Annotated in this window: 11 protein-coding genes; 8 read left to right on the top strand and 3 right to left on the bottom strand. The window is 68.8% G+C overall.

Annotation, left to right across the window (positions count from 1 at the left end; all coding sequences use genetic code 11):
- Positions 1 to 58 precede the first annotated feature (58 nt).
- The 4 genes from SCH01S_RS14470 (at position 59) to SCH01S_RS14455 (ending at position 3350) form a co-directional block, all read left to right on the top strand.
- On the top strand, positions 59 to 1102 hold the full coding sequence (locus tag SCH01S_RS14470) for an enoyl-CoA hydratase/isomerase family protein (protein ID WP_046349528.1): 1044 nt from the start codon (positions 59 to 61) through the stop codon (positions 1100 to 1102).
- Between the two features lie 110 nt (positions 1103 to 1212).
- Complete coding sequence (locus SCH01S_RS14465; RefSeq protein ID WP_046349527.1) at positions 1213 to 1989, top strand: enoyl-CoA hydratase; 777 nt, start codon at positions 1213 to 1215, stop codon at positions 1987 to 1989.
- 104 nt (positions 1990 to 2093) lie between these two features.
- Positions 2094 to 2984, top strand: a complete 891-nt coding sequence (gene mmsB / locus SCH01S_RS14460) for a 3-hydroxyisobutyrate dehydrogenase (protein WP_281175002.1) — start codon at positions 2094 to 2096, stop codon at positions 2982 to 2984.
- A 57-nt stretch (positions 2985 to 3041) separates the two neighbouring features.
- Positions 3042 to 3350 carry a hypothetical protein gene (locus SCH01S_RS14455; RefSeq protein WP_046349525.1) on the top strand — a complete coding sequence of 103 codons (309 nt, stop codon included), beginning with the start codon at positions 3042 to 3044 and terminating at the stop codon, positions 3348 to 3350.
- Between the two features lie 48 nt (positions 3351 to 3398).
- Here the strand turns inward: SCH01S_RS14455 and SCH01S_RS17375 are convergent, their stop codons facing one another.
- Positions 3399 to 3533 carry a hypothetical protein gene (locus tag SCH01S_RS17375; protein WP_281175001.1) on the bottom strand — a complete coding sequence of 45 codons (135 nt, stop codon included), beginning with the start codon at positions 3531 to 3533 and terminating at the stop codon, positions 3399 to 3401.
- Between the two features lie 68 nt (positions 3534 to 3601).
- Here SCH01S_RS17375 and SCH01S_RS14450 point away from each other — a divergent pair, with 68 nt between their 5' ends.
- On the top strand, positions 3602 to 4198 hold the full coding sequence (locus SCH01S_RS14450) for an MT-A70 family methyltransferase (protein WP_046349524.1): 597 nt from the start codon (positions 3602 to 3604) through the stop codon (positions 4196 to 4198).
- 541 nt (positions 4199 to 4739) lie between these two features.
- On the opposite strand, the gene SCH01S_RS14445 is transcribed toward SCH01S_RS14450, so the two are convergent.
- Positions 4740 to 4961, bottom strand: a complete 222-nt coding sequence (locus tag SCH01S_RS14445; RefSeq protein ID WP_046349523.1) for a hypothetical protein — start codon at positions 4959 to 4961, stop codon at positions 4740 to 4742.
- A 60-nt stretch (positions 4962 to 5021) separates the two neighbouring features.
- Here SCH01S_RS14445 and SCH01S_RS14440 point away from each other — a divergent pair, with 60 nt between their 5' ends.
- From SCH01S_RS14440 to SCH01S_RS14430, 3 genes are read left to right on the top strand one after another with little or no spacing between them, the layout of a single operon-like run.
- Positions 5022 to 5249: a hypothetical protein gene (locus SCH01S_RS14440; RefSeq protein ID WP_046349522.1), complete on the top strand. Its 228-nt coding sequence runs from the start codon at positions 5022 to 5024 to the stop codon at positions 5247 to 5249.
- Between the two features lie 39 nt (positions 5250 to 5288).
- Complete coding sequence (locus SCH01S_RS14435) at positions 5289 to 7247, top strand: autotransporter assembly complex protein TamA (RefSeq protein WP_439645815.1); 1959 nt, start codon at positions 5289 to 5291, stop codon at positions 7245 to 7247.
- A gap of 24 nt (positions 7248 to 7271) precedes the next feature.
- Positions 7272 to 11402, top strand: a complete 4131-nt coding sequence (locus SCH01S_RS14430) for a translocation/assembly module TamB domain-containing protein (RefSeq protein ID WP_369385566.1) — start codon at positions 7272 to 7274, stop codon at positions 11400 to 11402.
- A 240-nt stretch (positions 11403 to 11642) separates the two neighbouring features.
- On the opposite strand, the gene SCH01S_RS14425 is transcribed toward SCH01S_RS14430, so the two are convergent.
- Positions 11643 to 12470, bottom strand: coding sequence for an ATP-grasp domain-containing protein (locus tag SCH01S_RS14425; protein WP_052733961.1), 828 nt, complete (start codon positions 12468 to 12470; stop codon positions 11643 to 11645).
- Positions 12471 to 12473: the final 3 nt, after the last annotated feature.

Here is a 12473-nt window from a genome sequence, read left to right as displayed (position 1 = left end):
ATTTCCCTTCTTCCTCCGCGCCTCCGCGCCTCCGCGTGAACCTCAACGGGGCGCACGCATGACCGACGAGATCATTGCCTTCACCGAAGGCCATGTCGGCCGGATCCGGCTGAATCGGCCCAAGGCGATCCATGCGCTGACCACGGCGATGTGCCGCGCAATCCTGGACCGGCTCGCCGCCTGGCGCAGCGACGATGCCGTGCGCGCGGTGCTGTTCGATCATGCGGAGGGGCGCGGGTTCTGCGCGGGCGGGGACATTCGTATGCTGGCCGCCAGCGGAGCGAAGGACGGAGCGGAGGCGCGGGAGTTCTTTCATACCGAGTATCAGCTGAATCACCGGCTGTTCACCTACAGCAAGCCGACGGTCGCCTTCATGGACGGGATCACGATGGGCGGCGGCGTCGGCATTGCGCTGCCGTGCAAGTTCCGCGTCGCGACCGAGAACACGCGTTTCGCGATGCCTGAGACGGGGATCGGCCTGTTCCCGGACGTCGGCGGCGGCTGGTATCTGTCGCGCCTGCCGGGCCGGGCGGGCCAGTTCCTCGCGCTCACCGGTGCGCAGATGGACGGCGCCGAGTGCGTATATCTGGGCCTCGCCACCCATTTCGTCCCTGCCGCCGCGCTTGGCGAAGTGAAGGCGAAGATCGCCGCCGATCCGTCCGCGATCGAAGCGATCCTCGACGCCTTCTCGGAAGAGCCGCCGCCGGCGCGGATCGAGCAGAATATGGAGCGCATCGACCGGCTGTTCGCGTCCGACCGGCTGGAAGACATCTATGCCGCGCTAGGGGCGGACGGCTCGGACTGGGCGCAGAAAGAGCTGGCGACGCTCCACACCAAATCGCCGCAAACGATGAAGGTGGCGCTGCGCCTGCTGAAGGAGGGCGCGCACATGCACAGCTTCGCCGACGAGATGCGGCAGGAATATGCAGTCGGCGCGCATGTCGTGCAGCGCCACGATTTCCTGGAAGGCGTGCGCGCGGTGATCGTCGACAAGGACAATGCGCCGAAATGGAACCCGGCGACGCCCGAGGGCGTGACCGAGCACATGCTCGACACGATCTTCGCACCGCTGCCGGACGACGAGGCGTGGACGCCGGCGTGAGCGAGCAATCGTCATCCCGGGCTTGACCCGGGACCCACCTTCTTCTTGTGCGTGAGGGCAGAGAAAAAGGTAGGTCCCGGCTTTCGCCGGGATGACGGGAAGGAACGGTAATGGCCGACTACGAAACCCTGCTGATCGAGCGCCACGACGCGGTCACGCTCGTCCGCCTCAACCGCCCGCAGGCGCTGAACGCGCTGAACAGCCGGGTGCTCGGCGAGCTGATCGAGGTGATGGCCGCATACGATGCCGATCCGGCGCAGCGCTGCCTGGTGCTGACCGGCAGCGAAAAGGCGTTCGCGGCCGGCGCCGACATCAAGGAAATGTCGTCCCAGAGCTTCGCCGACATGTACGGCAGCAACTTCTTCGCCGGCTGGGAAAAGGTCACGGCAACGCGCAAGCCCTGGATCGCGGCGGTCGCCGGCTATGCGCTGGGCGGCGGCTGCGAAGTCGCGATGATGGCCGACTTCATCATCGCCGCGGACACGGCGAAATTCGGCCAGCCCGAGATCAAGCTGGGCGTCTCGCCCGGCATGGGCGGCTCGCAGCGGCTGACGCGCGCGATCGGCAAGGCCAAGGCCATGGAAATGTGCCTGACCGGCCGGATGATGGACGCGGGCGAAGCCGAACGCTCGGGCCTGGTCGCGCGCGTGGTGCCCGCCGCCGATCTGGTCGACGAGGCGCTGAAGACCGCGAAGACGATCGCCGACATGCCGCCGCTGGCCGCGATCGCGAACAAGGAAATGATCAACGCCGCGTTCGAAACCGGCCTGGCGCAAGGCATCCTGTTCGAACGCCGCCTGTTCCACGGCCTGTTCGGCACCGAGGACCAGAGCGAAGGCATGGCCGCGTTCGTCGAGAAGCGGCCGGGGGCGTGGAAGGGGCGGTAAATGCTCCCCTCCCGCTTGCGGGAGGGGCTGGGGGTGGGCACTAGAGACACACGCCGCGGTTGAGGTCGGGCCCACCCCTGACCCCTCCCGCAAGCGGGAGGGGAATTGGAATGGCACGCATCGGTTTCATCGGGCTCGGCAACATGGGCGGCGGCATGGCGGCGAACCTCGCCAAGGGCGGCCACGACGTGCGCGCCTTCGACCTGTCGCAGGACGCGCTGGACAAGGCAAAGGCCGCCGGCTGCCTTCCGGTCGAGAGCGCGTCGGCGGCGGCCGACGGTGCCGAGGCGATCGTGACCATGCTCCCCGCCGGCAAGCATGTCGCCCAGGTTTATGAAGACTCGCTGTTCGGCGCCGCTACGCCCGGCACGCTGCTGCTCGACTGCTCGACGATCGACGTCGATACCGCAAAGAAGGTGGCCGAAGCCGCGGCCGCGAAGGGTCTCGCTGCGGTCGACGCGCCCGTCTCCGGCGGCATCGCGGCGGCGGCGGCGGGCACGCTGACCTTCATGGTCGGCGGACCGGCGGACGCGTTCGCGCGCGCGGAGCCGATCCTGACGCTGATGGGCAAGGCCGTGATCCACGCCGGCTCCAGCGGCGCGGGCCAGGCAGCGAAGATCTGCAACAACATGCTGCTCGGCGCGACGATGGTTGCCACGTGCGAAGCGTTCCTGCTGGCCAGGAAGCTGGGGCTCGACCCCCAGACCTTCTTCGATATCAGCTCGGTCTCGTCCGGCCAGAGCTGGTCGATGACCAGCTATTGCCCGCTGCCGGGCGTCGGCCCGGAAACGCCGGCCGATCGCGATTATCAGGGCGGCTTTGCAGCGGGCCTGATGCTCAAGGACCTGAAGCTCGCCGTCCAGGCGGCCAGCGACGCGAATGCCTCGGTGCCGATGGGCGCGGAGGCGATGGCGCTCTACCAGGCCTTTGCGAACGGCGGCCGTGCCGGGCTCGATTTCTCCGGCATCATCCGGATGCTGAACGGCGAGCAATAGCCGGAACAGGGGCCATGCCCGCCCGTTGGAGCCGAAACGGCATCAACGGAGCGCGTCATGGCGAAGAAGAAGAACAAGAAGGCGAAGCGGACCTCGTCCAGCACCGGCACGATCGCGGCGGTGATCGCCGGCGGTCTCGGCCTTGTCGGGCTGGTCGCGTTTGCACGCCGCAGCCGCGGTCTCGGCGCGACCGAAGGCGGCAGCAGCGCCGCCGATCTCGCGCTCGACCAGCCTCATCACGGCCCGGGCGACCGCGCGAACATGGATTTCCGGCCCGACCCGACCGCGCCTGTGCCGAAGGACCGCCGCGACGCTCTCGCCCCGGCAACTTTGCCCAATCCGAACAATGTCGAACCGGCGATGTAGCGGATCGCCTCCATCGGCGCAGGAACAGACGAGAAACAAAATGCTGTCCTACAGGCGCGCCGCTGTGCCATGCTGCTGGGGCGTCCGATGCTGGCCGCGCGGCTCTTTGACCTGGTCAACACCTGTTTCCGGATTTTCGCCGGAAAGGGAAAATTTTCCCGATTCCATGTGAATGTCGTCCATGTTGCCCACGTCGCCATGGCGTGCGCACGGGGCTGACGCGGCGGTGCGGGATGCGCTAGTCGGGTGCCATGACCCTTTGGCGCGACTTGCCCGACCGGCGTTACGACGTGATCCTCGCCGATCCGCCCTGGGCCTATTACGGCCAGCAGGACAAATGGGGCGCGGCAGCAAAATTCTACGCGACCGCTCCTGACGAGGCGATCGTGCGCCTGCCGCTGCCGGAGCTGCTGTCCGATCGCGGCGTGCTGTTCCTGTGGGCCACCTCGCCGCGTCTGGACGTCGCGATGGCCTGCCTCGCCACCTGGCAGCTGCATTTCCGCGGCATCGCCTTCGTCTGGGTCAAGGCGCGCAAGGACGGCCAGCCGATCGGCGCGCAAGGCGTGCGGCCGTCGATCGTCAAGCCGACCGCCGAATATGTGCTCGCCGCCAGCCGCGTCGCAAAGGGCCGGCCGATGGCGCTTGGCGACGAAGGCGTGCCCAACGTCATCCTCGCGCCCAAGCGGGCCCATTCGCAGAAGCCGGAGGCAGTGCGCGATTCGATCGACCGGCTCTATCCGGATGCGTCCAAGCTCGAACTGTTCGCACGCAGCGAGCGGCCCGGCTGGGACGCCTGGGGGAATGAGGTCGGCAAGCTCGACGGGCCGGCCACACTGGCGGCGGAGTAAGCTCCATCGTCACGCCGGACTTGATCCGGCATCCACCTGCCTTTCGAGTGCGTGCAAAGAAAGGTGGTCCCCGGATCAAGTCCGGGGTGACGAGCAAGGGGGGCAACCCGAATCGAAATGGGGGCCGGCGTTGCCGCCAGCCCCCACTGCGCCGAGCCTCAAGATCGTCTTGGTCCTTGCGGACCTCAAGTCTCTCGCACTCAGGCGTCGCTTCGCTGCCTCGCTCTTCCGGGGAAGATCGGGGCGGTTCCGCGGCCCTTCTTGGGATGACGCTGTCGCGCTCGCCTCGACCTTTTCAGGCTTTGGCAGGCGCGCCGGCAACATCGCTTCCGGCGCCTGTGCCGATGGGTCGAACCTTGAGCCGAAGCTCTCGGACTTCCGTATCGGCGATGATCTTCCCTGCTTCGCCTGGGTTCCGCCGGGGGCGGAACCTTCCGCGATCTCGTTCCGATCACGAAACAGATGGTCTCACGCTCTCCGAGTCGCGCAAAGCGGAATCTGCCCCCAACGGGCTGTGGATAACGGGGATATCGGGCGTAACTCAGCGCCGCCGATCGGCAAGCCAGAAAAGCGTCGTCAGCACGGCCGCCAGCGCCAGTCCGCCGACAAGGCCGATCACCGGCTGGCCGCGGAATCCCAACCCGATTGCGCCGGCAAGCGGGAGGATGGCGAACAGGATTCCGGCGGATCGGGGGCTGGGCGAACGGGACATCGCGGCGGCGCATGCCACGCCCACAGGCCCGACGCCAGCGAAGATGGTCAAGACGGCGTTGACCCTTCTCGTCCGCCGGACCGCAAGCTTCGCCGCGCTAAGGCCGCCGCCGTGGAAAAGAGCCGCGTCACCTCACCCCCCTATGTCGCCGATCGCGCCGTCCTGGCGGATGCGACCGATCTGATCGCGCGCTTCGGCATCGATGCGGCGATCGAGGCTGCATCGCGCGCCGATCGCAGCCGGGACCTCGGCAATGTCGTCCATTTCTGTCGCTGGCGACAGGTCGAGCGACTGGTCGTGCTGCTCAACGCGGACGAAGTGACCGGCACCGTTCACTAACGCTGGCGGGCCGCCCGCTGACGCGATAAGCCACGGTCCATGATGTGCTGCTCGTCGCGGCGCCCCGGCGCGGCGTTGGCCGTGGCCGCGTTCCTGGCTGCGGCGACCGGTCCCGTTTCTCCCCTCCTCGCGCAGGCCACGCCTGAGGCGGGGCCTGTGCTCGACCCCAATTCGCCGCTCGATCCGCTGCCGGGATTGGGGGTCGACTGGCCCGACCTCACGCCGCAGCCCGGCGAGCCCGCTCCTGCGGCAGGGGGCGTGACGACCGAAGCCGGGGCCGACCTTCATTACGAGGTGCGCTTCGACGGCCTCGATCCCGAAGAGCTGGAGCTGATCACCGCGCAGTTCGACGCCTTGTCGACGCTCAGAGCCGGCGAGAAGCAACCCGCCAACGTCGCCCAGATCGACCGCCGCGCGCGCGAAGACGCCGATCTGCTTGCCGAGCTGCTTCAGTCGCGGGGCTATTACGACGCGCAGGTCGAGCCGCGAGTGACGCCCGAAGCCGGGCGCGTGATCGTCACTCTCGCTGCCGATCCGGGCGAGCTCTACCGCTTCGCCAAGGTCGAGGTTCGCGGGCTGGACGCGGCGCCCAAGCAGGCGGATGCCCTACGCCAGGCATTCGGGGTCAAGCCGCAGGACCCGGTCGACGCCGCTGCGATCAATGCCGGCACGGCCGCATTGCGCCAGCGGATCGGCCAGGGCGGCTTCCCGTTCGCATCGGTTCCCGACCCTGAGGTGATCGTCGATCACGAGAGCAAGATGGCGACCCTGGTGCTGAACGTCGAACCGGGCGGGGCGCGACGCTATGGCAAGATCGTCGTGCCGCCGGGCGCGCTGTTCAGCGCGAAGCACGTTCAGCAGATCGCCCGCTTCAGGCCCGGCCAGCCCTATGAAGCGAGCGATGTCGAGGACCTTCGTCGCGCCCTGATCGCAACCGGCCTTGCATCCGCGGTAACGGTCACGCCGGAGCCGGGGGCGACGCCCGATACGGTGGACATTGCCGTCAAGGTCGACCGGGCGCCGCCGCGCACGATCGCCGGCGAGCTTGGTTACGGTACCGGAGAAGGCGCGCGGGCGGCGATCAGCTGGCAGCACCGCAACCTGTTCCCGCCGGAAGGCGCGCTGACCCTTCGCGCCGTCGCCGGCACCCGCGAGCAATCGGCGGCCGCGAGCTTCCGCCGCAGCAATTACCGCAAGCGCGATCACGTGCTGACGGCCGACGTCGCGCTCAGCCATCTTGACCAGCCGGGCTATGAAGCGCGCACCTTCCTGCTCGGCGCCGGGATCGAGCGGCAATCGAACATCATCTTCCAGAAGAAATGGACCTGGAGCGCAGGCGTCCAGCTGATCGCGTCGAACGAGCGCGGTGCGATCAACACGCTGACCAGCACTGTGCGCCGCACCTACCTGATCGGCGCGCTGCCCGGCACGCTGGCCTATGACGGCAGCGACAATCTGCTCGACCCGACCAAGGGTTTCCGCTTGTCCGGGCGGCTGAGCCCCGAAGTGTCGCTGCAGAACACCGTGTTCGGCTATGCGCGGCTGCAGATCGACGGCAGCGCCTATCAGCGGGTCAGCGACCGCGTCGTGCTGGCGGGGCGCATCCGGCTGGGCTCGATCGTCGGGGCGTCGGCGGACCGCATCGCGCCGTCGCGACGCTTTTTCGCAGGGGGCGGTGGATCGGTACGCGGCTTCGGTTACCAGGCGATCGGTCCGCGCGACGCCGACAACAACCCGACCGGGGGCCGCAGCCTCGCCGAGTTTGGGGCGGAAGCCCGCATCCGGTTCGGCAATTTCGGGATCGTGCCGTTCCTTGATGGCGGCAATATCTACCGCGCCGCGCTGCCCGACTTCAGCGGCCTGCGCTACGGCGCCGGGCTCGGCGTGCGCTATCACAGCAGCTTCGGCCCGATCCGCGTCGATGTCGGGACACCGATCAACCCGCAAAAAGGCGATTCCCGGATCACCGTGTTCGTCTCGCTGGGCCAGGCCTTCTAGATGGAGGAGGGCGCGCCCGCACCGGTGACGTCTCGCAGGCGCCGCTGGCGTCTGGCGCTGCTGCCGGTCGCGCTGCTGCTGGCGGTGCTCGCGGGGATTTGGGGCCTGGACACCAGCGCAGGTCACCGTTTCTTGATCGACCGGATCGAGCGGCTGCAGATCCGGTCGGGCCTGCGCATCCGCATCGGCCGGATCGAAGGGTCGATCTATGGCAGCGCCCGTCTGAAGGACGTGCGCCTCTACGACCCCAAGGGCCTGTTCCTGTCCGCGCCCGACGTGCGGCTGCGCTGGACGCCGTGGCGCTGGACGATCAATCGGCTCGATATCGACGAGCTGACCGCTGCGACCGCAACGCTGCACAAGATCCCGCATTTCCGCCCGACCGGCAGGCCCTTCACGCTGCCGAGCTTCGATATCCGGCTGGGCCGGGTCGCGATCGACCGGTTGCGGATCGAGAAGGGGATTGCCGGCCCCGAGCGGGTCGGCGCGCTCGCCTTTGCCGCCGATGTGCGCAGCGGCCGTGCGATGGTGCAAGGCGCCGCCTGGACCAGCGCAGGCGATCGGCTGAAGCTGCTGCTCGATGCCGAACCGTCGCGCCGCAGGTTCGATCTGGGCGCACAGCTCGCAGCACCCGCAGGCGGTGTGATCGGCAAGCTGGTCGGCACCTCCCGTCCGCTCGGCCTGCGGATCGCCGGCAAGGGCAATTGGAGCATCTGGAACGGCACCGCCCAACTCGACGCGGGCGGCGTGCGCATCGTCGACACCGCGCTCCAGGTGCGCGAAGGCGAATACCGGCTGACCGGCGGTCTGTTTCTCGAGACGGTCACCAAAGGCCGATTGCAGCGTCTTGCGGGCAAGCGGATCGGCATCGACGGGCGCGGCGTGCTCGATCGCGGCGTGTTGACCGGCAAGCTCAAGCTGCGCTCCGCCGCGCTGGCCGTGCAGGCCGACGGCGGCCTGGATCTCAGACGCGGGCAATATGACGCGCTGGTCGTCCATGCGGCGCTGCTCCAGCCGCCGGCCCTGTTCAAGAATATGCGCGGCCGCGACGTCCAGCTGCGCGGGCTTTTCGACGGGCCGTATGGCCGCGCAAAGTTCCGCTATCTGATCTCCAGCCCGGTCGTGTTCTTCGACAATACCGGGTTCGAGCAAGCGCGGATCGAAGGCGCGGGGCGGCTGTCGCCCTCGCCGGTGACGGTGCCGATCCGCTTCACCGCGCGCCGCGTGACCGGAGACGGCGATGTCGCCGGCGGCATCCTCGCCAACCTGCAGGTCGATGGGCTGCTGAAGGTCACGTCCAAGACGATCACCGGCGACAATCTGCGCGTGCGTTCCGACAAGCTGACCAGCCGCGCATCGCTGTTCGTCGACCTGCGCACCGGCGACTATGACGTGCGGCTCGCAGGCGAACTGACGCGCTATTACATCCCCGGCCTCGGCATCGTCGACGTCAAGACGAGCTTGTCGGTGGTGCCGGGGAGCAATCGGCTCGGCACCCACGTCACAGGCCGTGCCCAGGCCTGGGTGCGGCGGTTCGACAACGGCTTCCTCGCCGGACTGGCGGGCGGGCTGCCGTATCTTGAATCCAGCCTGGTCCGGGACCGCGACGGCATCCTGCATTTCGTCAATCTCAGGATCACGGCGCCGCACCTGGTCCTGAGCGGCAGCGGCTTCCGGCGCCGGGACGGCAGCTTCCATTTCGAAGGCGGCGGTCGGCAGGCGACCTATGGCCCGGTCAAGCTCACGCTCGACGGCCGGATCGAGCGGCCGCGGCTCGACATCCTGCTGTCCCGTCCCTTGGATGCGCTCGGCATCGCCGACATGCGGCTGCTGCTCGACCCGAACGCGGACGGCTTCGGCTATCGCGCTGAGGGCAGATCGATGCTGGGGGCATGGACCAGCGCCGGCGCGATCCTGCTGCCCAAGGGCGAGGCGGCGCGGATCGATATCGGTACGCTGGCCGTGGCCGGGCTGACCGCGACCGGCGAGCTGACATCGCAGGGCCGTGGCTTCGACGGGCGGTTGAGGGTTACGGGGCCCGGCCTGACCGGCATGCTCAGCTTTGACCGCCCCAGCGACCTGCAGCGCATCGCGCTCAGTTTCGACGCGACCAATGCACGGATCGCGACCAGCCCGGAAATCCGCGTCCTGCGCGGCGGGCTCGATGGCGAAGTCGTGCTGGACCCGGCTGGTCTCGTCACGCGCGCGACCGTCACCGCGCGCGGCTTGCGACGGGGGCCGCTGGCGCTCGCGCGGCTCGCCGCGAGCATCGATCTGCGCGGGGGCCGGGGCCAGGTGAAGGCGGCGTTCGCCGGATCGCGCGGACGGGCGTTCGACCTGCAGACCGTCGCCCAGGTCGCGCCGGACCGGCTGACGGTCACCGGCGGCGGCACGATCGACAACAAGCCCGTGCACATCGACAGCCCGGCGGTGCTGACCGCAGAAGATGGCGGCTGGCGCCTTGCACCCACCGCGCTCAGCTACAGCGGCGGACAGCTGAAGCTTGCCGGCATGTTCGGGGGCCCAGCGACCGAGGTGGACGCGACCCTGACGGGCGTGCCGATGACAGTGTTCGATATCGTCACGCCGAATCTGGGTCTCGGCGGCACGGCAACCGGCCGCATTCAATATCGCGAGCCGGCCGGAGCGCTCCCGTCAGGCAGCCTCGACCTGACGGTGCGACGCCTCACCCGATCGAGCCTGGTGCTGACCTCGAAGCCCATCGACCTTGGCGTCAAGGCGGTGCTGAACGGCAGTCAGGCCGCGGCGCGGGCCGTCGCGGCCAGCGACGGCAAGGTCATCGGCCGCGCCCAGGCCCGGCTGGCCCCGCTCGGGCCCGGCGGCGATCTCGCGACGCGCCTGTCCGATGCGCCGCTGCTCGCCCAACTGCGCTACGCCGGGCCGGCGGACACGCTGTGGCGGCTGACCGGCATTCAGCAATTCGATCTGTCCGGCCCGGTGGCCATTGCGGCCGATATCGGCGGCCGGCTGCCGAACCCGGTGATCCGCGGATCGATCCGGACGAGCGGCGCGCGGCTTGAGAGCGCGACGTCGGGCACGGTGCTCACCAACGTCGACGCGACCGGCCGGTTCGGCGGCTCGAAACTGGTGATCGATCACATGACGGCGGCGGCGGGGTCGGGCGGCTCCGTCACCGGCACCGGCACGTTCGATTTCGGGACGCGGCAGGGCGTCGGCATGGATCTGACGGTGAACGCGCAGAACGCGGTGCTGCTCAACCGCGACGATATCGGGGCGACCGTAACCGGGCCGCTCCGCATCACCTCCGGCGGATATGGCGGGTTGATTGCGGGCGAGGTGACGCTTGACCGCAGCCGCTACCGGCTGGGTCGCGCGCGCGCGGCAACGACCGTGGCCCGCCTCGCGAACCTCAGCGAACGCAATCGCCCCGCCGACGAGATGGAGCCGCCCGCGCTCTCCGCGCCGTGGCGGCTCGATCTGAAGGCGAACGCGCGCAACCGGCTGATGGTGACCGGTCTGGGGCTCGACAGCGAATGGCGGGCAGCGCTCGCGATCACCGGCACCGTCGGGGAGCCGGTCCTGCTCGGCTCAGCGACGCTGCTGCGCGGCGGCTATGAATTCGCCGGACGCCGCTTCGATCTCGATCGAGGCACGATCCGCTTCAACGGCGGCAACCCGCCCGATCCGGTTCTCGACATCGCCGCCAACGCGAACATCCAGGGCCTGTCCGCCACGATCCGCGTGACCGGCACCGGCCTGAAGCCGGAGGTCAGCTTTACCAGCAACCCCGCTTTGCCGGAGGACGAGTTGCTGTCGCGGCTGTTGTTCGGCACGTCGATCACCAACCTCTCCGCGCCCGAGGCGGTGCAGCTCGCATCCGCGGTTGCTGCGCTGCAGAGCGGCGGCGGGCTCGATCCGATCAACGCACTGCGGCGGGCGGTCGGGCTCGACCGGCTGCGGATCATCGCCGCCGATCCGACGATCGGCCAAGGGACCGCCATCGCGGCCGGAAAATATATCACGCGCCGCGCGTTCGTGGAGCTGATCACGGATGGCCAAGGCTATTCGGCGACCCGCGTCGAGTTCCAGATCACGCGCTGGCTCTCCGTGCTGTCGACGATTTCGACGATCGGCCGGCAGAGTGCGAACCTGCGAGTCTCCAAGGACTATTGAACCGCCAGGCCGCGATCTTATCTCGTTGATGTATTACGAGATCGTCGGCGGCAATGGTTCTGCGCAGGGTGTCCGCCCCTGCTGCGGCCGGCTGTTGACGGGCGGCGCGGCTCCCCTCCCTTGCCGCGCCGCCAAACCTCTCACATTCCGTTCGTTTCGAGCGTAGTCGAGAAACCGGCTGACGCCAGGCCTGCGCTTCTCGACTTCGCTCGAAGCGAACGGGAGCAGGGCTGCCGCGTGCTACAGTGACCGGGCCACGGCCTCGGCCAGCCGCTCGAGCACCTGCTCGCCATGCGCGAAATACAGCTCGGGTTCGATCGCTTCGAACTCGGTCAGCGCCAGCCGGCCGTCGAGCCGGCGCAGCAGGTCGATCCGGGCATAGAGCGGCTCTGCCGGGGCCGCGGCCAGGGCAGCTTCGGCCACGGCGATCGCTTCACGGTCGGGCTGCCAAGCGGTGTTCGTCCCGCCGAACTGCGGCTGGACCCGGAACTCGCCGCTGCGTGCGACCTTGCGGATCGCATGGCTCAGCTCACCGCCGATATAGAACAGCGCATATTCGCCTTCGCTCTGGACCGCCGGGAGAAAGGGCTGGATCATAGCCTGCCCGACGGTCGGCAGGCTGTCGCCGCGCTTCACGCGGGCGATGCCGTGGCTGCTCGCGGCGATTTGCGGCTTCACCACCAACTCCTCGGCCCCGAGCGCGTCGAAGGCGGCCATGATCGTCGACGGATCGGCATCGCAGCACCAAGTCGGGACGGTGGGCACGCCCGCCGCTTCGAGCGCCGACAGATAGGTCTTGCGCGTGCTCCAGCGCAGCAGCGGCGCCGGGTTGAACAACGGCAGGTCTGCGGGCCAGCCGTCCAGCAGCGCCAGCCAGCGCTCTGGCTCCAGGTGATAGCCCCAGGCCATCAGCGCGAGCGCCGGCGCGTCGCCCGCTTCCGACCAGACGCGCGGCCGAACCGCAATTCCCACTCGGGAAAAGGCCGCGACATAGTCGCGCACCTGCTCCGCCGCCAGCGCCGCATAGACGTCGTCCGGCGCCGGGATCAGCAGATCGATCGACCGCACCTG

Source organism: Sphingomonas changbaiensis NBRC 104936 (assembly GCF_000974765.1).
In the GTDB taxonomy this organism is placed as follows: domain Bacteria; phylum Pseudomonadota; class Alphaproteobacteria; order Sphingomonadales; family Sphingomonadaceae; genus Sphingomonas_B; species Sphingomonas_B changbaiensis.
The sequence above is the reverse complement of the archived record's forward strand: the minus strand, read 5'-3'. Positions and strand labels throughout refer to the sequence as shown.